Annotated in this window: 22 protein-coding genes; 8 read left to right on the plus strand and 14 right to left on the minus strand. The window is 71.2% G+C overall.

Going from position 1 to position 26,043, the window contains the following annotated elements; genetic code table 11:
* Positions 1-34 precede the first annotated feature (34 nt).
* The 4 genes from EDD92_RS35745 (at position 35) to EDD92_RS35760 (ending at position 6,088) form a co-directional block, all read left to right on the plus strand.
* Complete coding sequence (locus EDD92_RS35745; RefSeq protein ID WP_123968118.1) at positions 35-1,372, plus strand: ferric reductase-like transmembrane domain-containing protein; 1,338 nt, start codon at positions 35-37, stop codon at positions 1,370-1,372.
* A gap of 19 nt (positions 1,373-1,391) precedes the next feature.
* Positions 1,392-2,075 carry an FMN-binding protein gene (locus tag EDD92_RS35750; RefSeq protein ID WP_123968119.1) on the plus strand — a complete coding sequence of 228 codons (684 nt, stop codon included), beginning with the start codon at positions 1,392-1,394 and terminating at the stop codon, positions 2,073-2,075.
* Between the two features lie 5 nt (positions 2,076-2,080).
* Complete coding sequence (locus tag EDD92_RS35755) at positions 2,081-2,821, plus strand: FAD:protein FMN transferase (protein ID WP_123968120.1); 741 nt, start codon at positions 2,081-2,083, stop codon at positions 2,819-2,821.
* Between the two features lie 117 nt (positions 2,822-2,938).
* The gene (locus tag EDD92_RS35760) at positions 2,939-6,088 is read left to right on the plus strand and encodes a BTAD domain-containing putative transcriptional regulator (protein ID WP_123968121.1); all 3,150 of its coding nucleotides are present in this window, start codon (positions 2,939-2,941) and stop codon (positions 6,086-6,088) included.
* Here EDD92_RS35760 and EDD92_RS35765 read toward each other — a convergent pair.
* The 4 genes from EDD92_RS35765 to EDD92_RS35780 all read right to left on the minus strand — a co-directional run bounded on the left by EDD92_RS35765 (position 6,078) and on the right by EDD92_RS35780 (position 11,375).
* A complete protein-coding gene (locus EDD92_RS35765) occupies positions 6,078-7,304 on the minus strand; it encodes a cytochrome P450 (RefSeq protein ID WP_123968122.1) in 1,227 nt (408 codons plus the stop codon). The genes EDD92_RS35760 and EDD92_RS35765 overlap by 11 nt on opposite strands.
* A gap of 32 nt (positions 7,305-7,336) precedes the next feature.
* On the minus strand, positions 7,337-8,134 hold the full coding sequence (locus EDD92_RS35770) for an ABC transporter permease (RefSeq protein ID WP_123968123.1): 798 nt from the start codon (positions 8,132-8,134) through the stop codon (positions 7,337-7,339).
* A complete protein-coding gene (locus EDD92_RS35775; RefSeq protein ID WP_123968124.1) occupies positions 8,131-9,123 on the minus strand; it encodes an ATP-binding cassette domain-containing protein in 993 nt (330 codons plus the stop codon). The genes EDD92_RS35770 and EDD92_RS35775 overlap by 4 nt, the downstream gene beginning before the upstream one ends.
* Positions 9,124-9,269: 146 nt before the next feature.
* Positions 9,270-11,375 (minus strand): glycosyltransferase family 39 protein, encoded by a 2,106-nt coding sequence (locus tag EDD92_RS35780; protein WP_260326975.1) that lies wholly within the window; start codon positions 11,373-11,375, stop codon positions 9,270-9,272.
* A gap of 208 nt (positions 11,376-11,583) precedes the next feature.
* Between EDD92_RS35780 and EDD92_RS35785 the strand changes: the two genes are divergently transcribed.
* Genes EDD92_RS35785 through EDD92_RS35795 form a run of 3 tightly spaced genes read left to right on the plus strand, consistent with a single transcriptional unit; the run spans position 11,584 to position 14,104 of the window.
* A complete protein-coding gene (locus EDD92_RS35785) occupies positions 11,584-12,732 on the plus strand; it encodes an ABC transporter ATP-binding protein (protein WP_123968125.1) in 1,149 nt (382 codons plus the stop codon).
* A complete protein-coding gene (locus EDD92_RS35790; RefSeq protein WP_123968126.1) occupies positions 12,729-13,439 on the plus strand; it encodes an ABC transporter permease in 711 nt (236 codons plus the stop codon). Before EDD92_RS35785 ends, EDD92_RS35790 begins: the two co-directional genes overlap by 4 nt.
* On the plus strand, positions 13,436-14,104 hold the full coding sequence (locus tag EDD92_RS35795) for an ABC transporter permease (protein ID WP_123968127.1): 669 nt from the start codon (positions 13,436-13,438) through the stop codon (positions 14,102-14,104). Before EDD92_RS35790 ends, EDD92_RS35795 begins: the two co-directional genes overlap by 4 nt.
* Here the strand turns inward: EDD92_RS35795 and EDD92_RS35800 are convergent.
* The 5 genes from EDD92_RS35800 to EDD92_RS35820 form a co-directional block, all read right to left on the minus strand.
* On the minus strand, positions 14,070-14,657 hold the full coding sequence (locus EDD92_RS35800) for a hypothetical protein (RefSeq protein ID WP_123968128.1): 588 nt from the start codon (positions 14,655-14,657) through the stop codon (positions 14,070-14,072). The two genes, EDD92_RS35795 and EDD92_RS35800, sit on opposite strands and share 35 nt — an antisense overlap.
* Before the next feature lie 116 nt (positions 14,658-14,773).
* Positions 14,774-15,376, minus strand: a complete 603-nt coding sequence (locus EDD92_RS35805; protein WP_123968129.1) for an ATP/GTP-binding protein — start codon at positions 15,374-15,376, stop codon at positions 14,774-14,776.
* On the minus strand, positions 15,363-15,779 hold the full coding sequence (locus EDD92_RS35810; RefSeq protein ID WP_123968130.1) for a DUF742 domain-containing protein: 417 nt from the start codon (positions 15,777-15,779) through the stop codon (positions 15,363-15,365). The genes EDD92_RS35805 and EDD92_RS35810 overlap by 14 nt, the downstream gene beginning before the upstream one ends.
* Positions 15,780-15,960: 181 nt before the next feature.
* Positions 15,961-16,419, minus strand: coding sequence for a roadblock/LC7 domain-containing protein (locus EDD92_RS35815; protein WP_123968131.1), 459 nt, complete (start codon positions 16,417-16,419; stop codon positions 15,961-15,963).
* On the minus strand, positions 16,416-19,367 hold the full coding sequence (locus EDD92_RS35820; RefSeq protein WP_123968132.1) for an ATP-binding protein: 2,952 nt from the start codon (positions 19,365-19,367) through the stop codon (positions 16,416-16,418). The genes EDD92_RS35815 and EDD92_RS35820 overlap by 4 nt, the downstream gene beginning before the upstream one ends.
* Before the next feature lie 259 nt (positions 19,368-19,626).
* Between EDD92_RS35820 and EDD92_RS35825 the strand changes: the two genes are divergently transcribed.
* Positions 19,627-20,586, plus strand: coding sequence for an ABC transporter substrate-binding protein (locus EDD92_RS35825; RefSeq protein ID WP_123968133.1), 960 nt, complete (start codon positions 19,627-19,629; stop codon positions 20,584-20,586).
* Positions 20,587-20,652: 66 nt separating this feature from the next.
* Here EDD92_RS35825 and EDD92_RS35830 read toward each other — a convergent pair whose 3' ends face one another.
* From EDD92_RS35830 to EDD92_RS35850, 5 genes are all read right to left on the minus strand, one after another.
* Positions 20,653-22,059, minus strand: coding sequence for a glycoside hydrolase family 43 protein (locus EDD92_RS35830; protein WP_123968134.1), 1,407 nt, complete (start codon positions 22,057-22,059; stop codon positions 20,653-20,655).
* 145 nt (positions 22,060-22,204) lie between these two features.
* Positions 22,205-22,807 (minus strand): ATP/GTP-binding protein, encoded by a 603-nt coding sequence (locus tag EDD92_RS35835; protein ID WP_123968135.1) that lies wholly within the window; start codon positions 22,805-22,807, stop codon positions 22,205-22,207.
* Positions 22,794-23,153, minus strand: a complete 360-nt coding sequence (locus tag EDD92_RS35840; protein ID WP_099931996.1) for a DUF742 domain-containing protein — start codon at positions 23,151-23,153, stop codon at positions 22,794-22,796. Before EDD92_RS35840 ends, EDD92_RS35835 begins: the two co-directional genes overlap by 14 nt.
* Position 23,154: 1 nt before the next feature.
* A complete protein-coding gene (locus tag EDD92_RS35845) occupies positions 23,155-23,586 on the minus strand; it encodes a roadblock/LC7 domain-containing protein (protein WP_030940055.1) in 432 nt (143 codons plus the stop codon).
* Positions 23,587-23,601: 15 nt separating this feature from the next.
* On the minus strand, positions 23,602-25,995 hold the full coding sequence (locus EDD92_RS35850; RefSeq protein ID WP_123968136.1) for a nitrate- and nitrite sensing domain-containing protein: 2,394 nt from the start codon (positions 25,993-25,995) through the stop codon (positions 23,602-23,604).
* Positions 25,996-26,043 lie beyond the last annotated feature (48 nt).

The following is a 26,043-nucleotide window of genomic DNA, read 5'->3' on the forward strand; positions in this document are numbered from 1 at the left end:
TCCTACCAGGACCCGATCAAGGAGCTGCCGTCCCGTGACGACCGTCCAATCACCCCCTGCGCCCCCCACGGCGATACGCCCCAGGGTGGTGGCCCGCACGGGCCTGTACGCCGTGCTCGCCGCCAACGTGGCCGCGGTCGCCTACTTCTTCGCCCAGGCGGGCTTCGCCTCCAACGCCCTGATCGTCATCGGCCGCCTCTTCGGCCTCTACGGCGCCCTCGTCATGGCCTTCCAGCTGGTGCTGGTGGCCCGGCTGCCCTGGCTCGACCGCCGGATCGGCATGGACCGGCTGACCTCCTGGCACCGCTGGACCGGCTTCGCCCTGCTGTGGACGCTGCTCGCGCACGCCGTCTTCATCAGCTTCGGCTACGCCGACGGCGCGGGCGTCGGCCCCGTCACCGAGCTCGTCGACCTCGCCGAGACGACGGAGGGCGTGCTCCGCGCGATCGTCGCGCTCGGCATCATCCTCGTGGTCGGCGCCGTCTCCGCCCGCTACGCCCGCCGCCGACTCGCCTACGAGACCTGGCACTTCATCCACCTCTACACGTACGTCGCCGTGGTGCTCGCGTTCACGCACCAGGTCGCCGTCGGTACGACGTTCACCGCGTCGTCCGCCGCCAAGACGTACTGGTACGGCGTGTGGGGCGTGGCCCTCGGCGCGGTGGTCCTCGGCCGCCTCGTGCTGCCGCTGTGGCGGAACCTGCGCCACCAGCTGCGGGTCTCCGCGGTCGTCCACGAGTCCGACAACGTCGTCTCGATCTACATGACCGGGCGCGACCTGGACCGGATGCCCGCGCAGGCCGGCCAGTTCTTCCTGTGGCGGTTCCTGACCCGCGACCGCTGGTGGCAGGCGAACCCCTTCTCCCTCTCGGCCGCCCCCGACGGCCGCACCCTGCGCCTCACCGCCAAGGCGGCGGGCGACGGCAGCGCCGCCCTGCGGCATGTGAAGGTCGGCACACGTGTGTTCGCCGAGGGGCCCTACGGCGCCTTCACCACGCTGCACCGCACGAAGCCCGAGTCCCTGCTGATCGCGGGCGGTGTCGGTGTCACCCCCATCCGGGCCATCCTGGAGGACATCGAGGGCCACGCGGTCGTCATCTACCGCGTGGCCTCGGACCGTGATGCCGTCCTCTACGACGAGCTGCGTGAACTCGCCCTCGCCAAGGGCGCCGAGCTGCACCTGGTGACCGGCCCCGCGGTCCCCGACAAGCTGGCGCCGAGCGAGCTGGCCCGGCTGGTGCCGGACATCGGCGAGCGGGACGTCTTCCTGTGCGGGCCGCCGCCGATGATGAACGCGGTGCTGCGCAGCCTGGACGAGCTGGGCGTGCCCAAGCAGCAGATCCACTTCGAACGCTTCAGCCTGGCCGGATGAGGAAGACGGGAAAGACATCGTGAAGCGAGCCATACCTGTCGTCGTCCTCAGCATCGCGGGCCTGGTCCCGGTCTGGCGCTACGAGCCGTCCGTCGGCGGGACCACGTCCACAGCCGAGTCGGCGTCGACATCGTCCGGATCCTCCTCCGGCACCGTCGTCAAGGGCACGACGATCAACACGGAGAAGGGGCCCGTGCAGGTCCAGGTGACCTTCTCCGGCGAGAAGATCACCGCTGTGAAGATGTTGCAGCAGCCGAACCATCCGCAGACGACGGCTGCGGTGCCGAAGCTGATCGCGGGGACGTTGAAGGCGCAGAGCGCGCACGTCGACACGGTGTCCGGTGCGACCATCACCAGCAACGCCTACCGGAAGTCCCTCCAGGCCGCCATCGACTCCAACGCCTCGAACGGCACAAGCGCGAAGTCGTCGCAGCCCGCGTCCGGCTCGGACACCGTGTCGGGCCCGACGGTGCCCACCTCCAAGGGCCCCGTGCAGGTGCAGGTGACCTTCGACGGCGACGACATCACGGCTGTGAAGATGCTGCAGCAGCCGAACCATCCGCAGACGACGGCTGCGGTGCCGAAGCTGGTCGCGGAGACGCTGAAGGCGCAGAGCGCAGACATCGACACGGTGTCGGGCGCGACGATCACCAGCGAGGCCTACAAGAAGTCCCTCCAGGCCGCGATCGACGCGAAGGGCTGATCCGAATGCACCGCGTCGAACACGTCATGGGCTTCCCCGTCTCGCTCCGGGTCGACGACGAGGACGTTCCGGAGTCGGCCGCCGACGCGGTCTTCGCGTGGCTGCGCGACGTCGACGCCCGGTTCAGCCCGTTCAGGCCCGACAGCGAGGTGTCCCGCCACGGCCGGGGCGAGCTGGAGTCTCACGAGCTCAGCGACGACCTCGTCGAGGTCCTCGACCTGTGCGAGCACTACCGGATAGCGACGGGCGGAGCCTTCGACGTACGGCTGCCCGGCCGCGGGCTCGACCCCTGTGCGGTGGTCAAGGGCTGGTCGGTGCAGCGGGCGGCGGAGCTGCTGACGGCGGCCGGCGCGAAGAGGTTCGTCCTGAACGCCGGCGGTGACGTGGTCGCCGCCGGCGGCCCCTGGCGGGTCGGCGTACGCCACCCCGAACACGCCGACAAGTTGTGCACCGTCCTCGAGCTCACCGACGGGGCGGTCGCGACCTCCGCGCGCTACGAACGCGGCGACCACATCATCGACGGCCGTACGGGGCTCCCGGCGACCGGGCTGCTCAGCCTGACCGTCGTGGCCGCCACCCTGACGGAGGCCGACTCGGTCGCGACGGCCGCGTTCGCGATGGGCGTGCAGGGCATCGAGTGGGCCGCCGCACTGCCTGGCTGCGAGGTGTTCGCTGTGGACGCCGGGGGGCAGGTGCTGCGGACGGAGGGGTTTCCGGTCGCGGGGGAGTCCTCGGCGGTCGCGTGACCGACACCCTGGGGGCTGCGCCCCAAGACCCCTGCTTTCGGCCTGGACGGCCTCGTCCTCAAACTCCCCCAGAGGGGGTACCCCCAGACGGGCTGAAAGACTGACTAACCTGGCGCGGTGACCATCGAGTTGACGCTGCTGTCGTCCGTCTCCCACCGGGGGCAGGAGATCACCGCACCCCGGCTGCGGGGACTGCTCGCGCTGCTGGCGGGGGAGTTGCGGGCGGGGTGCGGTGCCGGGCGGCTGGTCGACGGGCTGTGGCCGGACGAGCAGCCCGAGAACCCGGTCAAGGCGTTGCAGATCCTGGTGTCGAGGGCCCGCCGTCAGCTCGGCGCCGAGGTCATCGCCAGCACCCCCACCGGCTACCGGCTCGCCCTGCGCGAGGACCAGGTCGACACCTCCGCCGTCCTGCTGTTCGCCGCCGCCTGCGCCGAGAAGGGGCGGGCAGGGGACCACGCGGGCGCCCTCGCCGAGGCGGAGGAGGGGCTCGGGCTGTGGGACGGCGCCCCGGTCGAGCAAGCGGGCAGCTTCGGCGATCCCGTCGGCGAGCTGCGCGCCGAGCGGGCCGTGACCCACCGCGCGCTCGTCCGCTCCCGCGCGCTCTCCCTCGCCCGCACCGGCCGCCGGGACGAAGCCGTCGGCCCGCTCACCGAACTGGCCGCCGAGCGGCCCCACGACGAGGAACTGCTCCTCGAGCTGATGCGCTGCCGGACGGCCGTCGCGGGACCTGCCGCCGCCCTGGCCACGTACGACGCCCACCGCCGCCGTCTGCGCGACGAGCTCGGCGCCGACCCCGGGCCCGCCCTCCAGGAACTCCACCAGGAACTGCTGCGTGGCGAGGCCCCCGTCGTACGGCGGGGGGTACCGCACGAGCCCAACCCCCTCCTCGGCCGGGACGCCGATGTCGCCGCCGTCACCCGGCTGCTGCACAGCGCCCGCGTCACCTCGGTCGTCGGACCCGGCGGCCTCGGCAAGACCCGCCTCGCGAGCGCTGTCGCCCGGGACGCCGAGCAGCGCGTCGTGCATCTGGTGCCGCTCGCCGGTGTCCGCCAGGACGCCGATGTCGCCGCCGAGGTCGCCTCCGCACTCGGCGTCGGCGAGAGCCTGCGTCCCGCCGCGGGTGGGGATGCGATCACCGGCATCGTGACTGCCCTGGGCTCCGGGCCTGCGCTGCTCGTCCTGGACAACTGCGAGCAGGTGGTCCGCGGGGTCGCCGACCTCGTGCAGGCCCTGGTGTCGCGGACCGGGGACCTGCGCGTCCTCACCACCAGCCGCGCCCCGCTCGGCCTGACCTCCGAGACCGTCTATCCGCTGCCCGAGCTGGACCTCGCCGCCACAGTCGAGCTGTTCGAGCAGCGTGCCCGTGCCGCCCGGCCCGACGCCGACCTGCCCGCCGACACCGTGGCCGTCCTCTGCCGCCGCCTCGACGGCCTGCCCCTGGCCGCCGAACTCGCCGCCGCCCGTGTGCGGGTGATGTCGGTCGCCGAGATCACCCGCCGCCTGGAGGACCGCTTCGCGCTGCTGCGCGGCGGCCCCCGCGACACCCCGCAGCGCCACCGCACCCTGCACGCCGTCGTCGACTGGAGCTGGAACCTCCTCGACGAGGAGGGGCAGACCGCCCTGCGCACCCTGTCCGTCTTCCCGGACGGCTTCACCGCCGACGCCGCGGAGCAACTCGCCGACGGCTTCGACGCGTTGGAGGTCCTGGCGGATCTCGTCGACCAGTCGCTGCTCAAGGTGGCCGACACCGCGTACGGCACCCGCTTCCGGATGCTGGAGACGGTACGGGAGTTCGCCGCCGCCCACCGGGAGCGGGCCGGCGAGGAGGCCGCCGTCACGGAGCGGTTCCTCGGCTGGGCCAGGGACTTCGGGGTCGTCCACCACGACTCCCCGTTCGGCGCCCATCCCTTCGCGTCCTGGCAGCTGATCCGCGCCGAGCAGGACAACCTCGTCCACGCGCTGCGCCTCGCGCTGGCCCGCGAGGACCTCGACACCGTCGTTGCGGTCTCCGCCGTACTCGCCGGCCTGTGGACCACGGAGGCCGACTACCCGCGGCTGATCGCCCTCACCGAGGACTGCGCCCGGCCGCTTTCCCACTACCGGCCCGGCCCCGCATACGTAGAGCCGACTCGCACCGCCGCCGCTCTGCTGGCCGCCAACCTGTTCCTGGGCGTCGGGCCGGGTGCCGCCCGCACCCTGGTCACCCTGCGCCGCCTGCCGCCCGCCGAGCCGGACACCCTGGTGCGGGCCGTCGCGGCGGTGCTGCGGGCGTTCCCGCAGGTGCTGACGGACCGGGACGCGCTGGCCGAACTGTGCGCCGCCGAGCAGCCGCTGCTCGCGGGCGTCGCCGGCTGCGTCGCCAGTTACGTGTGGGAGGGCGAGCACCGGCCGGACCTCGCCCTCGCCGCCGCCCGCCGCATGGTCGAACTGCTCGGCGACCGGGACATCCCGTTGCTGCGGATCTGGCCCGCCTCCCGGCTCGCCGAACTCTGCCTGCAGACCGAGCGCGGTGCCGAGGCCCTGGTCCACCTGCGGGCGGCGCTGAACGCACTGGAGGGCCTCGGCGGGTGGAACGACGCGATCGGCATGCGGTGGGGCCTGATGCTCGCCCATCTGCAGACCGGCGACCTCGAAGCCGCCGAGCACTGGCTGGAGGAGGCGCTGCGGCACCAGCCGGAGGGCGCCGGCTCCGATGCCTTCACCCCCGACCTGGGCGCCCGCGCCGAGATGGCCCTCGCCCGCGGCGACGTCGAGACCGGGCTCGGCCTGTGGCGCCGGGCCCTGGAACGGCTGGAGAACGGCCGCGCGGCCCCGGTCTTCGGCGACGAACTCCTCATGGAGGGCTGGGTGCTGGAGCTCCAGTCGGTCGCCCTCGTCGCGCACGCCCGGCACGGTCGCACCGACCTGGTGGCTCCCCTGGCCGCGGCGCTGCCCGGCCGCCTCACCACCCTGCTGACCCGTCCCAGGCCGGCCCCGCAGCAGGTCACCGCCGAGTACCCGGTGTGCGGCGCCATGCTGCTCGCCCTGGCCACGGTCGCCCTCGAGGACGGCGACAGCGGGCGCGGGGCGCGGCTGACCGCCCTCGCCGAACGCTTCCGCGCCCTGCGCAACTTCCAGCCCACGATGTCCTCGGCGCGCGCCCGCGAGGCCGCCCGGAACGCCGACAAGGCGGCGTACGAGGACGCGGAGTCCACGTACGCCGCCCTGGACGGGGACGGGATGCGCGAGGTCGCCCTCGGCCTGGTGCGGGCCGGGCTCACAGCCTGACCGGCAGGCTCAGCAGATGGAACCCGTCGCCGGGCCAGTGCCCGAACCGCACGTCCGCGCGGTCCACGGCCAGCTCCGGTGCCGCTGACCGCCGTACCAGCAGCTCCTCGAACACGACACCGGTCACCAGCCGGCCGAGCGCCGCGCCGATGCAGTAGTGCGGGCCGTGCCCGAACGCCAGGTGCCCGTCCCCGCGGCCGAACTCCCTGGCCACGTCGAGACGTTCGGGGGCGTCGTACGCGGCCGGGTCGTGGTCCGCGGCGAACAGCGCGACCGTCACCGCCTCGCCCTTCCTCAGCCGGGTGCCGGCGAACACGAAGTCCTCGGTGGCGTACAGGGTGGCGCCCATGCGCACCAGGGTGACGTACCGGAGGAGTTCGGGGACCGCGCGGCCCAACAGCTCGGGTTCGGCGCGCAGCCGCTCCAGCTGGTCCGGGTGGTCGATGAGGGCCAGGACGGCGTGGGCGAGGAACAGGGCGGGAGGAGTGATCCCGGTGTTGATCAGCAGGAAGAAGACGGTGACGATCTCGTCGTCGGTCATCCCGCCGTCCGCCAGCAGCGCCGACACCAGGTCGTCCGCGGGCTCCGCACGCCGCCGGGCCACCAGGTCCTTGGTGTACTGCACGACACCGCCGAGCCCTTCGAGGACGCGGCTGCCGTCGCCGTATGCGAAGTCCCGGATCCATCCGCAGACCCTGTCCTGGTCGGCCGCGTCCACGCCGACGAGCGCGCAGATGACGGCGGTGCTCAGCGGGTAGGCGAACTCGCCCAGCAGATCGGCCTGTTCGCGCCCGGTGAGGGACTCGATCAGCTCCTGTGCGGTCTTCTCCACGAAGGGGCGCAGTGCGGCGACCCGGCGGGCGGTGAAGGCGCGGGTGAGCGGGTTGCGGCGTCTGGTGTGCTCGTCGCCGTCGAAGAGCGCCAGGTGGCCCGAGAGGTACTGCGCGTACTCGGGCGGGAGGCCGTCGGCCCCCTGGGCCAGCAACTCGGCCTGGGGATCCGGCATTTCGGAGTCCGGGATCGTCGAACGGTCCCGCACCAGACGCGGTTCGGTGAGCGCGGCCTTCACGTCCTCGTGGCGGGTGACGAGCCGTACGGCGGTGTCCAGGCCGGGGAGGACGACGTGGCCGAGGCCGGGGCGGATGCGCAGGGCGGCGTAGGCGCCGACGGGGTTCTCGACGAGTTCGGGGGTGAGACGGAGGGCGGAGCTGGTCATGTCGGTTGCCTTTTCCGGTAGTTGGAGAGGGGTCAGCTGGGGTCGCGGTCGAAGAGGCGGAGCGACCATAGAAACCCGAGGACCGCGATCCCCGCGCTCCACGCCACCGCCATCCAGCCGTTGTGCCCGATCCCTGTTCCGGTCAGCAGTCCCCGCAAGGTCTCGATGACCGTGGTGAACGGCTGGTACTCGGCGAACCAGCGGATCCAGGACGGCATCGAGTCGACCGGTACGAAGGTGCTGCTGACGAAGGGCAGCAGGAACGAGATCGGCAGCGGGGCGTTGCTGGCCCCCTCCGGCGTCTTGCTGATCAGCCCGAGGGCGACCGACAGCCAGGTCAGGCCAAGGACGAAGAGAACGATCAGCCCGATGGCCGCCAGCCACTCCAAGGGGCTCGCGTCGGGACGGAAGCCGATGGTGAGGGCGACGACGGTCACCAGGACCAGGTTGATCATTGTCTGGATGACACTGCCGACCACGTGGCCGACGAGGATCGACTCCCGGGAGATCGCCATCGTGCGGAAGCGGGCGACGATGCCCTCGGTCATGTCCGTGCACACGGCGACCGCCGTCGGCACGCTTCCGGTGCCCGCGGTCATCAGCAGGATGCCGGGGACGAGGTAGGCGAGGTACGCGGTACGGCCGCCGCCCTGGCCGATTCCGGCACCGAGCGCCGAACCGAAGACGTATACGAACAACAGCAGCAGGAAGACGGGGATGAGCGCGACCTGGAGCGTCATCGAGGGGTAGCGGCGGGCGTGCAGCAGATTGCGCCGCAGCATGGTGAGCGAGTCGCGGACGTGCGGGGCGGGCGGGGCGGCGGTGGTCATCGGGCCTGCACCTTCTCGTGGCCGGGGCGGTCGGTGACCGCGAAGAAGACGTCGTCGAGGTCGGGGGTGTGCACGGTCAGGGAGTCGACGTCGACGCGGGCGCTGTCGAGGGCGTCGAGCAGGGCGCGCAGGGTGTGCACGCTGCCGTCGCCGGGGACCTGGAGGGCCAGCGCCTCGTCGATGGGGGTCCCCCCGCTCGAGCGAAGCCGAGAGTGGGGGAGCAGTCCCAGGCCCAACACCTCGGCGGCGCGGGCGAGTTGAGCGGGGTCGAGGAACCGGAGCCGGACATGGCCGCCGGGGACCAGACGCTTGAGCTCGTCCGGCGTGCCCTCGGCGACGATCCGGCCGCCGCTGAGCACCGCGATGCGGTCGGCGAGCTGGTCGGCCTCCTCCAGGTACTGCGTGGTGAGGAAGACGGTGACTCCGCCGTCGACGAGATCGCGGATGATCTGCCACATCGTGTGCCGGGAGCGCGGGTCGAGACCCGTGGTCGGCTCGTCGAGGAAGATCACCTCGGGGGAACCGACGAGTGTCATCGCGATGTCGAGGCGCCGCCGCATACCGCCGGAGTAGGTGGCAGCGGGCTTCTTCGCGGCCTCCACCAGGTCGAAGCGCTCCAGGAGTTCGGCGATGACGCGCCTGCCCTCGAGGCGGGGGAGATGGTGCAGGTCCGCCATGAGCGCCATGTTCTCCTCGCCGGTGATCAGGTTGTCGACGGCGGAGAACTGGCCGGTGACGCCGATCGCGGCCCGTACCGACTGCGGTGCGGCGGCGACACCGTGCCCGGCGACCCGGGCCTCGCCGCCGTCGGCGCGGATCAGGGTGGAGAGGATCTGGACGGTGGTGGTCTTGCCGGCTCCGTTCGGACCGAGCAGCGCGAAGACCGTGCCGCGCGGGACGTGCAGGTCGATGCCGTCGAGGACGACCTTGTCGCCGTACGCCTTGCTCAGGCCGGTGGCTTCGATGGCCGGTGGTGTCGTCGGGTTCATGCCGCAGAGCGTGCGGGATGCCGGATTCAGGACGGCTTCACTGCGGTTTCAGCGGGCCGGACGCACTGAAACCCGGGGCATGGGAAAGGGCGGGCCGCCGGTAGGGGAGTCCGGCGGCCCGCCCGCTGGGGGAGGGGGGATGGAGGTCAGCTGACGTCGGAGGCGTCCAGGCGGTACAGGCCGCTGTAGGCGCTCACGGCCGTGCCGTGCTTCTTGACCCAGGTGGCGATCTCGGAGCTGGTGCCCTGGCCGCCCTGGCTGCCGACCATCACGTAGTGCAGCCTGCCCGACTTCACCAGGCTCTTGAGCCCCGCGAGCGTCATCGCGTTGTCACTGCCGGACCAGCCGCCCATCGAGATGACCGGCTGACCGGACTCCAGGATGATCGAGGACGCCGTTTGGTCCGTGGCGACCGCCACCAGCCACGTGGCGCCGTCCTGGTGCTTCTTCAGATATGTGATCATCGCGGAGCTGACCTGACCGCCCATGCCGCCGCCCGTGCCTGAGGCGGTACGACCGGTCTGCGACTCGCTGCTTCCCCTGGTGGCGGTGCTTCCCGTACCGGAGGGCGGCTGCCCCATGGACTGTCCACCGGAGCTTCCGGAGCCACTCGGGGCGTTCCCACTGGGCTTGCTGCCGCTCCTGCTCGGCGCACCGCCCTTGCTGCCGCCCATGCCGCCCCCGGTGTTCGGCCCGGCCGTCGGGTTGGTGCCGTTGCTGCTCGCGGTCGTCGCTGCGGAGGCGGAGTACGCGGCGGGCCCGGCGAGCAGGGCCACGATCGCGGCCAGCGCCGCGAAGCCGACCAGCTTCTGCCGCTGCATGAACCGCCCGGCAAGCAGACCGAGCACCGCCGCCGAACCCGCGACGCCGACCACGATCTCCGCGACGGTGTACAGCGTCCCGGAGCCGGAGACCCGCTGCAGCAGGATGATCGCCCAGACCGAGCTGACCGCGATGGCGGCCGGGAGCACCCAGCCCCTCCCCCACGCTCGAATCCGCTCGCGCGGGGGGACCCCCACCGCGGCCGAACCCTCCTTGAAGGCGCGGTACAGCATGACCCCGCCCGCGCCGGCCACGGCCGCGATACCGGGGGCCATGGCGGTGACGTAGTACGGGTGGAAGGTGCCCTCGGCCAGGGAGAAGGTCAGGTAGTGCAGCACGAACCAGCCGCCCCAGAGCATGAGCGCCGCCCGCCTGGCGTCCGTGCGCGGGGCCCGGCCGCGCAGCACCAGCCCGCCGACGAGGGCGATCGCGGCGAAGGGGATCAGCCAGGAGATCTGGCCGCCCATGATGTCGTTGAACATCCGGTAGATGCTCGCGCTGCCGCCGAAGCCCGCACCGTTGCCCTGCGAGCCGACCGACGAACTCGCCCCGAAGATACGGCCGAAGCCGTTGTAGCCGATGACGAGGTCCCAGACGGTGTTGTCCGTCGAGCCGCCGATGTAGGGCCGGTCCGCAGCCGGAATCAGGTCGACGATCACCATCCACCAGGCACTGGAGGCGATCAACGCCACCGTGCCGACGGCCAGGTTGCGCATACGGCGCCCCAGCGAGATGTCCGCGGCCCACAGATAGACCAGGAAGAACGCGGGCAGCACGACGTACGCCTGCATCATCTTCGTGTTGAAGGCGAAGCCGATCGCGACGCCGGACCACACCAGCGGCATCAGCCGGCCGGAGCGCACGGCCTTCAGCAGGGCCGCGGCGCCGAGCAGCATCAGGAAGACCAGGATCGGGTCCGGGTCGGTGTCACGGTTGATGGCGACCGCGATGGGGGTGAGGGTGAGCGTGAGCGCGGCGATCGTGCCGGCCACGACGCCGAAGTCCCGCTTGACCAGCCGGTACAGCAGGGCCACCGAGCCCGTGCCGACCGCCACCATCGGCAGCATCAACTGCCAGGTGCCGTACCCGAAGACGCGGGCCGAAAGGCCCATCACCCACAGCGCGAACGGCGGTTTGTCGACCGTGATGAAGCTGCCGGAGTCCAGCGCGCCGAAGAAGAACGCCTTCCAGCTCTTGGTGCCGGAGTAGACGGCCGCGTTGTAGAAGGTGTTGCCGGTGATCGAGGACAGGTTCCAGGCGTACAGGGCCGTGGCCAGGACCAGGATCGCCCACAGCGCGGGGCGGGCCCAGCGCGGGTCCTCGGGGGCGCCGGCGAACAGCCTTCTCACCCGGGAGACGGGCGGAGTCGAGGCCCGGTGCCTGCCCTCCTGGGCGGGCGCGGGGGGCGGGGCGAGGGTTGTCTCGTTCATGGCCATGACCATCGGGGCCGCGCCTGTGGGATCACTGAGCGCGTTCTGAGCGAAGGGTGAGAATCAGCGGACTCACAGGCCGGGCACAGCCGGGTGAGGGCGGATACCGAGGCTGGGGCCGGATCTGGCCAAACTCCCGAAGGAAACGTGAAACACAGGAGGTCTAGACTCTGCCTGCAACTGCCCAGACCGAAGGGTGTTCGGCGTCTTGATACGCATAGATTCAGTCACCAAGCGCTACCCCGACGGTACGGTCGCGGTCGACAACCTCTCGCTGGAGATACCCGACCGCTCCATCACCGTCTTCGTCGGACCGTCGGGCTGCGGCAAGACGACGACCCTGCGCATGATCAACCGGATGATCGAGCCGAGCGAGGGCACGATCACCCTCGACGGCAAGGACATCACCCAGCAGCCGGTCAACACGCTCCGGCGGTCCATGGGTTACGTCATCCAGAACGCCGGCCTCTTCCAGCACCGGACGATCGTCGACAACATCGCCACCGTGCCCCGGCTGCTCGGCTGGAGCAAGGACAAGGCGCGGGCGCGGGCCCGGGAGCTGATGGAGCGGGTCGGACTGGACGGCGCGCTCGCCAAGCGCTACCCGTACCAGCTGTCCGGAGGCCAGCAGCAGCGCGTCGGCGTGGCGCGGGCGCTCGCCGCGGACCCGCCGGTGCTGCTCATGGACGAGCCGTTCTCGGCCGTCGACCCCGTGGTGCGCAAGGGGCTGCAGGACGAACTGCTCCGAATACAGGACGAGTTGGGCAAGACCATCGTCTTCGTCACCCACGACATCGACGAGGCCGTCAAGATCGGCACCATGGTCGCCGTGATGCGTACCGGCGGCCACCTCGCCCAGTTCGCGCCGCCCGCCGAGCTGCTGTCCAACCCCGCGGACGCGTTCGTCGAGGACTTCCTCGGCGCGGACCGCGGCATCCGGCGGCTGTCGTTCTTCTCCTCCGCCGGACTCGACCTGCTGACCACCCCCATCGTGGCCGTCGACGCCACCGCCGAGCAGATCGCCGAGCGCAGCGCGAAGGGCGCGCCGTACCTGCTGGTCACCGACGTGGACGGCAAGCCGCTCGGCTGGAGCGAGCCGGACGCCCTGACCGCGGGGTCCATCGACCCCGCCCGACTGCTCGCCCACGGGCGCCCCTTCGAGCACGGCAAGGACTCGCTGCGCGCCGCACTCGACTGCGCCGTGCTCTCGCCCACCGGGTGGGCCGTCGCGGTGGGCGCCGACGGCCGGGTCGCCGGCGTCGTATCGCAGCAGACCATCGGCGAGGCAATCCGCACCGCCCACGCCGAGGGCAGCAGCGGCGCAGATGACGCGGACGACGCAGAGGTCGTGGGATGAGCGGCGGCTTCTTCGACATACCGAGCGACCTGCAGAACACGTACTGGGGTCTGGTCGGGCTGCATCTGCGCGAGGCGCTGGTCCCCGTCGTGGCCGGACTGGTCGTGGCGCTGCCCATCGCCCAGCTGTGCGTGCGGCTGCGCTGGCTGTACCCGCCCGTGCTGTGGGTGACGACGATCCTGTACGCGATCCCGTCGCTCGCCTTCTTCGTCGTCCTCATCGACTACACCGGCCAGACCGAGACGACGGTGATGATCCCGCTGGGCGTCTACAGCCTGGTGGTGTTCGTCCCGGCGATCGTGGACGGCGTCCGGTCCGTGCCGCAGGAGACCCTCGACGCGGCCACGGCGATGGGCCTCGGGCCCGTACGCCGCTATTTCCAGGTCCAGTTGCCGATCGCGGCGCCCGCGATCATCGCCGGACTCCGGGTCGCGACCGTGTCCAGCATCTCCCTGGTCAGCGTCGGCATGCTGATCGGCAACCAGGGCGGCCTGGGCAATCTGCTCAACGACGGCATGATCTACCACCAGCCGCGCCTGGTCTGGCTGTCCGTCGTCGGCACGGCTGTCCTCGCCATCCTCGCGGACGCCCTGCTCGTCCTCGTCCGCGTCCTCGTGACCCCCTGGATGCCGCGCGGCACTCGCAAACCCCGTCCCGTCGACGAACCCGAACCGATGCAGGCTGCACTGGAGGACGCCGCCCGATGAACGTCCTCCACTTCATCAACGCCTTCTTCAGCGACAGCGCCCACTGGCACGGCTACGACGGCATCCCCACCCGGCTGCGCGAGCACTTCCAGTACTCGCTGACCGCGCTCGCCATCGCCGCCGCGATCGGTCTGCCGGTCGGACTGCTCACCGGCCACACCGGCCGCGGCGGCAACACCGTGGCGTTCATCGCCACCGCGGGCCGGGCCCTGCCCAGCTTCGGCCTGCTGGTGCTGATGTTCGTGCTGCTCGGGCTCGGCCTGACGCCGGTGATGATCCCGCTGGTCGTCCTCGCCGTCCCGCCGATCCTCGTCACCACGTACGAGGCGGTGCGCTCCGTCGACCCGTCCCCGGTGGACGCGGCCCGCGGCATGGGCATGGCCGAGCCGCGCGTCCTCTTCCAGGTCGAACTCCCGGTCGCACTCCCACTGATCCTCAGCGGGCTGCGGTCGGCGGCGATCCAGATCGTGTCTACGGCCACGATTGCCGCGTACGTCTCCCTCGGCGGCCTCGGCCGGTACATCGTCGACGGCCTCTACCAGCGCAACTACGAGAAGGTGGTGGGCGGCGCGACCCTGGTGGCCGTCCTGGCCCTGATCACGCTCGGGTTCTTCTGGGCGGTGGCGCGGTTCACGGTGTCCCCGGGCGTGCGTCGCGGCAACTGACCCCGGAACGCCACTGCGTGGCGGGCAGTGACCGGTCCGGGTTCGGGCCCGCCCGGTCCGGATCGATGCGGTCGATCGCCGTCATGTGCAGCGTGGCGCTCTTCCCCGAACCGCTCGGCCCCAGCAGGGCCACCCTGCGGTGCTCCCGCACCAGCCGCGCCACCGGATCGTGGCCCTCGGGGCGCTGGTAGCGGAACTCGCTGTGCTGGGCACGCAGCCGCGCGCCCAGCGGACAGCCCCGGTCCGGCAGCTCCAGCAGGCGGAGCGGGTGGTCGGCCGGGATGAAGTGGTACAGGTCGTCGTCGAAGTCCGAGGAGCCGTGACCGATCAGGTACAGCACCAGCGTGGCGCCGGCCCGGGAGGCCGCCGCGAAGGCCTCCCGGATCCGCTCCTCCAGGACCTCCCTGGCCGGGTTCCGCAGCACCCGCAGCCCCGCGACCGCGGGCTCGCACGCCCCCAGCACCGGGTCGTACAGGGCGTCCGCGACGACCTCCGCGGCCTCGTGCACATACGTCTGCTCGTCGTCGTACGCGAGCCATCGCGCACTGACCACCAGCCCCACCCGCCCTGACCGCCCCACGGCACCCCCTGGGCGGCAACGACCCGAAACGCGCCGCCGGTTGGCGACTGTAACGGACGGTACGGGCGGGTGTACCCGGCTTTCGGAGGTCAGCCTTCCGTGCGTGCCAGCGCCAGCTCCAGTACGACCAGCAGTGCGTCCCGCACCGAGCCGCGCTCGCGGGCGTCGAACACGATCACCGGGACACGCTCGGCCACGTCGAGCGCCCAGCGAACCTCGTCCAGGGTGTGCTCGACCTTGCCGTCGAAGGCGTTGACGGCGACCGCGAACGGGATCTGGCGGTGCTCGAAGTAGTCGACGGCGGCGTAGCAGTCGTCGAGGCGGCGGGTGTCCACGATGACCAGGCCGCCGACCGCGCCCTCCACGATGTCGTCCCACATGAACCCGAACCGCTCCTGCCCGGGCGTGCCGAACAGATACAGCTTCAGCGTCGGGTCGATGGTGATGCACCCGAAGTCCATCGCCACCGTGGTCGTGGTCTTGCGCGGGGTGTGGCTGAGGTCGTCCACGCCCGCCGCGACCTCCGTGATGGCGGCCTCGGTGGTCAGCGGCTCGATCTCGGAGATCGCACCCACGGCGGTGGTCTTGCCCACGCCGAAACCGCCCGCGATCACCATCTTGACCGGCAGCGGCGGTCGTACGGCGGCCCCCTGGTCGGCCGGGGCGAGGGTGGCCGGTTCAGTCGGTGTCACGCAGTACCCCTCGGGAGTTCGGGATGGCGCGGAGGCCATCGATCACCCTGCGCAGGACGGATGCGTCGTGGGTGACGTCGACGTCGGGCACGTACACCGTCAGATGCCCGGCGGCGCGCAGGTCCTCGGCGAGGACCCGCACGACGTTGAGGTGCAGCCGCAGCCGGGCCGCCAGTTCCGCGACGGACTGCGGCAGGCGGCAGGCGGCGACGATGTCGTGCTGCTCGAAGGAGAGCCCGTCGAGGAGGGCGAGGCCCTCGGCGGTGGCCACCACCTGGGTCTCGACCGGCATCGGCCGGCCGGACGCCGTCGGCGCCACCCGGCCGGCGGTGACCAGGAAGGGCCGTACGGCGGGGGCCGGACCGACCGGGTCCGGGCCCGGAGGTGGGGAGCCGTCCGCCATGGGTCTTCTTCCTCCTCGACCGGTTCTGCCACGCCCCTGAAAGGGGCGCGGGGCAGTGGCATATGCGGCTCCGCCGCGATGGGGGTCCCCCCCGCTCGAGCGAAGCCGAGAGTGGGGGAGCGACCAGCCGCAACGGTGCCGCAGTTGAACAACCACCCCTCGCGGCACGTCCGGCGGAGCGCTACCGTGCCGACGCGGTGCCGACGCTGTTCTTGAGCTGGAGCACGAGCTGAGGGCTGAGCGCGCTGCCGGCCCGGTTGGCGAACAGCGTCATCTCGTAGGCGATGTTGCCCAGCTTGGCCTCCTTGTCGGTGACGACGCCGAGCACGGCGCCGCTGCCGATCGCGGAGACCAGGACATGGCCGCCCTCCAGGTCGATGATGACCTTGTTGAGGCCGCCCAGGCCGTAGTTGCCGGACGCGCCGGCGGCCAGGCTGGTGATGCCGGAGACGATCGCGGCCAGCCGCTCGGAGTCTGCGGGTTCGCGCAGCTCGGACACGGCGATGAGCAGCCCGTCGGACGACACCGCGATGGCGTCGACGACGCCCGCGGTCTCCGTCGCGAAACGGTTGAGCAGCCAGGTGAAGTCGGCTGCGGCGGCCTGCAGTTCGGCGGGGGTGGCGCCAGTCGGCGTGCTCACTGCTCGGCTCCTTCCGGGAGGTGGTTCTGGTCGTGCGGGGCGGTGGTCGCGGGCCGGCCTGCGGCGGCGCTGTCGCGGTGCGCGCGCTGCACGGCCGCCTCGAACTCGTCGAGCGCGTCCCGCACGGCGTCCGCATCGGCGAGCCGCGGGGCCTGCCGCGCCGCCTGCTGGGCAGTGGCGTCGACGGTCGTACGGAGAGTGGCACCGCGGACACGGCGCCGCAGAGGCCGCGAGGAGCCGTCGCCCACGGGCGCCCGGCCGGTCCCGCCCGGGGCGGACAGCGTTGGCGCGCCCGAGGTGACCTGGGAAGACGATACCTCCGGGCCAACCCCCGAAGCGCGTCCGGGGGTTACGTCCTCGGACCGCGAGTGACTCACACCGCCGGACGCATCGACACGGGCTTGGGGAACCTGTCCGGAGCCGGACGGCGAGCGAAGAGCACCCCCGGAACCTGCCGACGGGCCCGGGACGGGCGCGCTCGGTGCCGCGTCCGCGGCCTTGTCCGGCACGCGGGTGCTCGCCGCCGCGTCCGGCGCCGCCCCCATGGGGGTTGGGGTCGGTGCTACGTCCGCTGCGGGGTCCGGGACGGGTGCGCTCGGTGTCGCGTGCACGGCGGGGCTCGTGGGCGGTGCGGTGCGTGCGGCGGCTGGTGTCGTTCCTGTGGTGGGTGCGGCTGGTGCCGTGTCCAGCGCCGCCCCCATGGGGTGTGGTGTCGGTGCTACGTCCGCTGCGGGGGCGGTAGTTGTCGTGTCCGCCGCCGTTTCCGGCGCGGATGCGCTGGGAGCCGGTGCGGTCGTGCTCGGAGTTTCGGCAGGGTCCGGCTCGCGGCGGGGCACGCGGCGCGGGAGCGGCCCCGGGTGCCCGGGGCGCGTGGCCTCGTTCGACGCTCCCGCGGCTTCGGCTGCCGCGGCGGGTCGGCGCGGGCCGGAGGCGGTGCCGGACACCGGCAGTTCGGCGGCCGGCCGGCCCGCCGGTACTTCGCCGCGGTCCACCGTGGTACCGACCGGGCTCATCGTCAGCAGCAGTGACGAGGGGACCGTCACCTCCGCCGTCATGCCGCCGCCCGGTGTGCGGGACAGCAGGACGGTGACGTCCCAGCGGCGCGCCAGGGTGCCGACCACGAACAGGCCGAGCACCTTCGTCGGCACCACGTCCAGCCGCTCGCGGCGGATCAGGCGGGCGTTCTCCTCGGCGAGCCGCTCGGCGCTCATGCCGAGGCCGTGGTCGGAGATGACGATGGAGGCACCGCCCGTGAGGGCTGCTTCCTCGCCGGAGGTGTTCCGTACGTACACCTCGACCGGGCTGTCCGCGGGCGAGAACGACACGGCGTTCTCGAGGAGTTCCGCCACCATCAGCGTCAGGTCGCCGATGATGTCGGGCTCCACCATGACCTCGGTGCGCGCATGCAGCTGTACCCGCTGGAAGCCCTCGATCTGTCCGAGCGCGGCGCGTACGACGTTGGTGAGGGCGGTGGGCCCGGAGTCGAGGACCGTCTCGCGGATGCCGGCCAGCAGCATCAGGCTGTCCGCGTTGCGGCGCAGACGGACCGCGATGTGGTCGATGGAGTAGAGGCGTTCCAGGAGGGCGGGGTCCGTCTCGCCTCGTTCCACCGCGTCGATCAACGCCAACTGGCGGGTCGTCAGGTTGCTGACGCGGCGGCCGACGTTGCCGAACATCTCGGCGACGTTGCGCCGGCTGAGCACCTGCCGTTCCAGCAGCGCGATCGCGGTGGTCTGCACGCGGTTGAACACCTCGGCCAGCTCGCCGATCTCGTCGTCCGCGGTGACCGGCATCTCGCGCAGCTTCGGCGGGCTGTCGTCCTCGGCGTCATCGTCGGCCACCCGGGCCAGTTCCCGGCCCGCCACCTCGGCGACCTCCCGCGCGGCGCCGGTGAGGGCCTGCACCGGCCCGACCACCGAGCGGCGCACCAGCACCGAGAAGGCGAGCCACAGGACGAAGCCGAGCAGGGCCCCGGCCAGCAGCAGACCCGCGCGCCACCAGGCCTTGGTGGAGGCCTGGTCGGCGCCGTCGGCGATCTGGCCGATGAGCGACGAGGTGATCTTCAGCCGGGTCGCGGCCTGCTCCGGGTAGTCGGGGTAGTCGCTCAGGGCTTTCTCGAACGCGGCCTTGATCTCCGCCGGCGTGGTGGCCTGCAGGGTGCTGGGGGCGACCTGCAGCTCGGCGTACGCCTCGGCGATGTCCCGCTGGGCACTGGTGTGCTCGATGCCGGAGAGCTCGTCGGCCTGCTGCTCGGTGGCGAACCGGGAGAAGCGTTCGGCCTGGTTGGTGTAGAGCTGGTACGCGCCGACCGCGGTCGTGAACTCGATCTGCGCGTTCGTGTCACCGCTCGTCGCGGAGAACACGCCGGTCTCGAAGGAGCCGTGCGCGGCGTCGGCACGCAGCAGCGAGTCCAGCAGGTTGCCGGTGAAGGTGGCCGCCAGCTCCGCGTTGCGGTCGAGGCCCAGACCGTCGATCACGGTCCTTGCGGCGTTGTCGTACGCGGGGTCGATGTTGCTCGCGGGCAGATAGCTCTGCTCGACCGTCCCGCGCAGGCTGGTGAGGCCCTCGACCTCCTTCAGCGCCTGCGCCTCGCTGCCCGGCAGTCCGTCGCCGAAGGACGCGCGCACCTTCGCGATCTGCGTGTCGACCTCGTCCTGCGCCTTGCGGTAGGCGGTGAGCGTGGACTGGACGCCGCGGCCTCCGGCCTCGTAGCGCACGGAGAGCAGGATCGCCAGCTGGTGCTCGCTCTCCAGGTCGTTGACCAGCGAGACCACCTGCTCGCTGCTGCGCACGAGGTCCGCCGCGGACGCCGCGTCCCGCGCCTGGCCCACCTGGCCGGCGATGAGATAGGAGAGCAGGGCGGCCACGACCGCCAGCGGTACACCGACCAGGAGGTTGAGCTTGCGTCGGAACGACCACCGGTCGGCGAAGCCCCGTATGCCGGCCACCGGGCCTCCTTTTGACCGATTCTGATCGCCAACTGCGTGGAGAGTACCGTCTCATTGAACGATCAAGCACGTTGCCCTCAGTCAAGAATCCGTTACAAAGAGCCTCCGGTCCGGCCCGGTCTGTTTACGCAGCATTCACAACCGATCACGCATTGACGCCAATTGGTGACCCGGCTGCTCTTGACTGAGTAAAACAGGCTGGATTGGATCAGTTCCAGAGCTTGCTTCTCATCAATCCCCAAGGTCCGGAACGGGAATCGTGACTTCCAACGCCCCACGCAGCAGGTCCATCAGGAGCTACCCCGCGGCGGCCGTCGCGCTTGCCGCGACCACGGCCCTGCTGGCGGGATGTGGCTCCTCCGACGGCAACAAGTCCTCCGATCCGCTCCAGGGCGGGGGGTCCGACGGCAAGACCGTCGTCGTCGGCTCGAACAACTTCGCCGAGAGCATCCTGCTCGCCGACATCTACGGCGAGGCCCTGAAGGCCAAGGGTGTCAAGGTCACCTACAAGCCGAACATCGGCAGCCGCGAGACGACGTACGGGCTGCTGAAGAACGGCTCCATCACCGTGCTGCCGGAGTACAACGGCGCGCTGCTGGCCTACCTCGACCCGAAGGCCGCACCGAAGACCGTCGAGGCGACCACCGCCGCGATCGAGGCCAAGCTGGACTCCAAGCTGACGCTCCTCGACCCCGCCGCCGCGCAGGACAAGGACTCGGTCACGGTCAACAAGGCCACCGCCGACAAGTACAAGCTGACGTCCCAGTCCAGCATCGCGGACCTCAAGGACATCGCGAAGAACCTGACCATAGGAGCCTCGCCGGAGTTCCAGACCCGGCAGCAGGGCCTGGTGGGCCTGAAGTCGGTGTACGGCCTGGAGTTCGAGTCCTTCAAGGCGCTGGACGCGGGCGGCCCGCTGACCCAGGCGGCGCTGAAGAAGAACACGGTGCAGGCCGCGGACCTCTTCACCACCGACCCGACCATCGTCAAGGAGAAGCACGTCGTCCTGCAGGACCCGAAGAACCTCTTCGGCTTCGAGAACGTGCAGCCGCTCGTCTACAAGAGCGGCCTGTCCTCGGCGGGCACCGCCGCGCTCAACGCGGTCTCGGCCAAGCTCGACACCAAGGCCCTGCTGGACCTGGACTCCCAGGTGCAGCTCGACAACAAGGACCCGCTGGACGTCGCCAAGGCCTGGCTGAAGTCGGTCGGCCTGGGCTGACCCCCGAACGACTGCGACGCGGGCGTCCCCTCTCCGGGGGCGCCCGCGTCGTATGCGTGGACCGGCTCAGTAGCCGACGTAGAAGGTCGCGTCCTGCTTCTCGGTGGTGGTCGAGACCGGGTCGATGCGCAGGACGTAGTCGTAGTGGCGGATGTACCGGGTCGGGTTGTTGTACGAGCGGAAGGACGACCAGGAGGAGTCGGCGAGGCCGGCGGTCCTGTAGAACGTGGCGTCCGCGGCGAACGTAGACGTGCCGTCGTTCACGTCGAGTTGGAGCGCGTAGTTGTAGTGCCGCAGGTAGCGGGTGGGGTAGTTGACCGACTGGAAGGACACCCCCGAGCTGTCGGCGAGGCCCGGCACCAGCTTCCACTGGGAGTCGGTGTACGGGTCGAAGGCGTACGGGTCGATCCGGCCGACGTAGTCGGCGTGGCGGACGTAACGGGCCGGGAAGTTGTAGGACTTCAGCCGGTTCCAGGCGGGCGTGCCCCACTTGGCGAGCAGGTTGTTGTACTCGGTCGAGGTGATCGGCTGGATGCCGCAGTGCTTGGAGTTGAGCGGCTGGGTGTAGGTCTTCTGGTCGAGGGCCGTCCAGGTGCCGGCGGCCAGATCGCTGGTCTGCCAGGCGTAGAAGACGCCGTTCGGCGACCACGTGTCGCCCCACAGGTACCAGGTGCTGCTCGACGTGAGGGACTTGACCAGGGTCGGGGCCTCGGTGCCGCCGTGCGAGACGGCGGTGCTGAACGGGGTGAAACTGCCGGGGTTCAGTGAGGTGGAGCGCGCGCCGACCAGGGTCGAGTTCTTCTTGAAGTAGAGGTAGTTGACGCCGTTCACGCCGATCGCGAGGTCGCCGTCGATGATGTCGTAGCCGGGGTCGAAGAAGACCTGCGGGCTGCCCGCGGTCACGAAGTCGCTGGTGTAGTTCACCATGATCACGTTGTGGCCGCTGGAGTTCACGGCCGAGTAGATCACGCCGTACGTGCCGCGGCTCGCGTCCCAGAAGGCCTCGGGCGCCCAGCTGTGGGTGTTCATGTCGTGCAGCTTCATCCGCCGGTAGCCGGTGAAGGTGCGCAGGTCGGTGGAGTCCCAGACGTGGATGTACTGGCTGACGTACGTCCAGTCGGTGCCCTTGAGGTCGGTGGCGAGGACGACGAACGTACCGTCCTGCTTGCGCAGGATGAACGGGTCGCGCAGGCCGAGGGAACCCGCGGTGGGGGTGGCGACGGGGTTGTTCTGGTTCAGCGGGGTCCACTGCAGGCCGTCGGGGCTGACGGCCAGGTGCAGGCCGTAGTTGGCGGCCAGCATGTCCGGCGACTCGGTGAAGTAGCACATGACATAGGCCGAGTTGGTGGCGGCCCGCGCGGTTCCCGCGCCGAGGGCCAGCGCACCGGTGGCGGCGAGCGGGACGGTCGCCGCCATGCCGAGGAAGGAACGGCGGGAGGGATGGGGGTGCTCGGGGTGCGGCGTCGCGTTCATGAGTGCTCCATGGGGGCGTGCGGGGTGCCCGACATAGCGGCCCTGTTGGTCGATATCTCGAACTAAGTTCGGTAAATCGATCAGAAGTTAAGGAGGTGGCGCGTGTGCGTCAATGAAACGGTCGTGCTTGGCTGATTTTCGCCGTTCACTTTTCCGCCGGCCGTGGACCACCTGTGTGGACCGCCGTCGCGATCAACTGGTCGATCAGGGCGATCAGTACGTCCCGGGACGACTCCCGCTCGCGTGCGTCGCACAGCAGCACCTGGACGTGGTCCGGGAGGGCGAGTGCCTCGCGGATCTCGTCGGGCGGGTAGGGGTGGTCGCCGTAGAAGCCGTTGACGCCGACCACGAAGGGGATGTTCCGGCGTTCGAAGAAGTCGATCGCGGCGAAGCTGGTCTCCGGGCGGCGGACGTCGATCAGGACGACCGCGCCCAGGGCGCCCAGGGCGAGGTCGTTCCACATGAACCAGAAGCGCTGCTGGCCGGGCGTGCCGAAGAGATAGAGGACGAGGTCGCTGCCGATGCTGATGCGGCCGAAGTCCAGGGCCACGGTGGTGGCCTTCTTCTCCTCGATGCCGTCCAGGTCGTCCACGCCGAGGCCGGCGGCCGTCAGTGGTTCCTCGGTGCGCAGCGGGGCGATCTCGCTCACCGAGCCGACCATGGTGGTCTTGCCGACGCCGAAGCCCCCGGCGATCAGGATCTTCACCGTGTCGGGCGCCGCCCGGGTGATGACGTCAGAGCCGGCCAAGGCCGTCCCTCACTTTCTGCAGCAGGTCCAGGTCTTCCGGTTTGCAGGAGACGGGGTGCGGGGGACGGGCGGTGATTCGGCCACTCTCCAGCAGATCGCAGAGCATGATCACGACCACGCTCACCGGCAGATCGAGCAGTGCGGCGAGTTCCGCGACGGCTACCGGCTCGGCGCAGCGGCGCAGGATGCGCTGGTGCTCGGGCTGCGGTCGGGTGGCCCAGGTCGGCGGCGGGTCCACCGCGGTCACCGTCGTGATGAGCGTGAAGTCGGCACGGCTGGGCCGGGTCCGTCCTCCGGTGAGCGCGAACAGCCGTACCAGGCGGCCGTCCGTGTCGCCTCCGCTCACCTCACGCGCCGGACTCGGCGGTCGGGCCGAGACCCGCCCGCGGTGCCGCGCTGAGGTGCTCGCCGATCTTCTTCACCAGCATGTTCATCTGGTACGCCACCACGCCGACGTCCGCGCCCTGGCTGGTGAGGACGACGAGATGGGCGCCCGGTCCGGCCGAGGTCAGTATCAGATAGCTGTGCGCCATCTCGATCAGCGCCTGCCGCACCGGGCCGCCACGGAAGTCCATGCTGACGCCCTTGCTCAGGCTCATCAGACCGGACGCGGTCGCCGCCAGCCGCTCGGCGTCGTCGCGCAGGAACCCGGTGGACTTGCTGACGACCAGCCCGTCCTCGGAGAGCACCACGGCGTGGTTCACCTCGGCGACCCGCTCCACGAGTCCGGTCAGCAGCTGGTCGAGCTGGGTATGGGTGGCTGGGATGGGGCGTGTCATGGCGGTGTTCCTTCGTCAGCGGTCGGCGGGCGGAGTCGAGGGGACGGTGCTGCCTTCTTCGGCCAGGTGCGCACCCGGTTCCCGAGTGACGGGTGCGTCCTCCTGACCCTGGTCGTACTGCGTCTCTGTGTCGTCGTCACGTGCCTGGAGCGTGCCGCGCTGGAAACCGGCCAGCGAGGCGGCGGCCCGCTCGGCGGTGAACTCCTCGGCGTGGCCGTCCTGTTCGTCACCGGGCGCCTCCTCGCGCAGCTCGGCGGCCAGGCTGGTCTGGGGGACCCGGCGCGGCAGCGGGGCGAGGCCTCCCCCACTCTCGGCTCCGCTCGAGCGGGGGGACCCCCATCGCCGGGCGGAGGGCGCAGCGGCGGCGGTGGCGGTGCGTGCCGGGGCGGCGGGGCGGGGCTCCCGTACGGGCTGAGCTGGCTCCTCCGCAGGGGCCGGCTCCTCCGCGGCGGGGATGTCCTCTGCGGGGGCCGGGATCGGCTCCCGTACGACGATCTCGTGCGGGAGCAGCACGATCGCCGTCGTTCCGCCGTACGGCGACGGGCGCAGGGTGACCGCGATGCCGTGCCGGGTGGCGAGGCGGGCGATCACGAACATGCCGAGCCGGAGGTCGTCGGCCAGCGCCACCACGTCGAACTGCGGCTGAACCGCCAACTGCGCGTTGAAGGAGGCGTAGTCCTCCTCCGACAGGCCGAGACCGCGGTCCTCCACCTCCACGGCCAGACCCTTGGCCACCATCGCGGCCCGCACGTCGACCGGCGCCGGAGAGGGCGAGTACGCGGTCGCGTTGTCGATCAGCTCGGCCAGCAGATGGATCACGTCGGCCACCGCGGGCGGCGCGATGTACACGTCCTCGTCGGTGTGCACCTCGACCCGCTGGTACTCGGCGACCTCGCCGACGGCACTGCGCAGGATGTCGATCAGGGCGACCGGCTCCCGCCAGCTGCGCCGCGGCTGCTCGCCGCTGATGATGACCAGGTTCTCCTCGTAGCGGCGCAGCTGGCTGGCCGTGGAGTCCAGTTCGTACAGGCCCTTGAGGACGTCCGGGTCGGAGTGGCTGCGTTCCAGCGCGTCCAGCTTGGTGAGCTGCAGGTTGACCAGGTTCTGGCTCTGCCGGGCGATGCCGAGGATGACCTTCTGGAAGCCGCGCCGGGTGTCGGCGAGTTCGACCGCGGTGTGCACCGCCGTGCGCTGTGCCTTGTTGAACGCCCGGGCCACCTGGCCGAGTTCGTCCCCGCCGTAGTCCAGCGGCGGGGTCGCCAGGTCCGCGTCGACCTTCTCGCCTCGGTCGAGGCGGGCCACGACGTCCGGCAGCCGTTCCTCGGCCAGGCTCAGGGTGGCTTCCCTGAGGCCGCGCAGCCGCCGCGACAGGGAGCGGGTGATCCGCCAGGACATGCCCACGCACAGCAGCAGTGCGATCAGGCCGCCCGCGCTCAGCGAGGCGGCGGTGAGCAGCAGGCTGTCGGACTTCTCGGCGCTGCGGTCGAGCAGCCCGGAGGTCTGGTCCTCGATCAGCTTCGCGTACTCGTCCCCGACCTTGCTGAACGCGGCCGCCCACTGCTTCTGCCGCTGCGCGTCGGGCAGCGGGACCTTCCCGCCGGCGGCGGACGACCGCGCGGCGAGCACCTGGTCCTCGATGTCCTGCACGGTCTGCCACTCGGGGCTCTGCAGGATCCGCTCGGTCTGCGTCTTGGCGCTGCCCTTCAGCGAGGGGACGATCTGGTCCTCGACGAGCCACCGCCGGGTGCTCACGAGCTGCGCGAACGTACTCCACGTCTTCTCGCCGAGGTGCCCGCTCGGCCAGGCCAGCGTGAGCTGGGTGTCCTCCTGGGAGGTCAGCTCCGCCGCGTGCTCCAGCGCGACGAGCGGGCCGGCCTGCGAGGTGAGGTCGCCGTCGTCGACCTGGGAGAGCTCCTGGAAGGCGTGGATCTGGTCGTCGATGATCGAGCTGTACTGGTCCAGCGCCTGGGCGGCGGTGATGTCGGTGGGGTCGTCGATCTGGCCCCGGTAGTACTCCAGGCTGCCCACCGAGCCGAGGACCGAGTACAGCCGGTCCGAGATGCGCGCGGGCGCCCTCTTGATCGCGTCGGACTGGCCGACCAGCTTCGCGACCGCCTTGTCGGTCGCCTTGCGCTGGGTGTCCAGCGCGGCCCGGGAGCCGTGCGGGTCGGCCAGCCAGGCCGCCGACAGGCTGCGCTCCTGCTGCAGCGCGAGCGTCGCGTCGGTGCCCATGGCCCCCGTCGACCGGCTCAGTTCCGTCTGCCCCCGCAGCCGCAGCCCCTCGTCGAAGATCTGCGTCGTCGTCAGGGCCCACATCGCGGCGAGGGTGACGCTGGGCACCAGGGCCAGCAGGATCAGGGAGAGACGTATGGAGCCGAGACGGCGCCGGGCACCTGTCCGTGGAGACATCGTCGTCCTAGGCGGTCAGCGGAGCGGAGGGGGCGGAGGGGGAAACAC

It is taken from the genome of Streptomyces sp. TLI_185 (genome assembly GCF_003814765.1).
Taxonomy (GTDB): domain Bacteria; phylum Actinomycetota; class Actinomycetes; order Streptomycetales; family Streptomycetaceae; genus Streptomyces.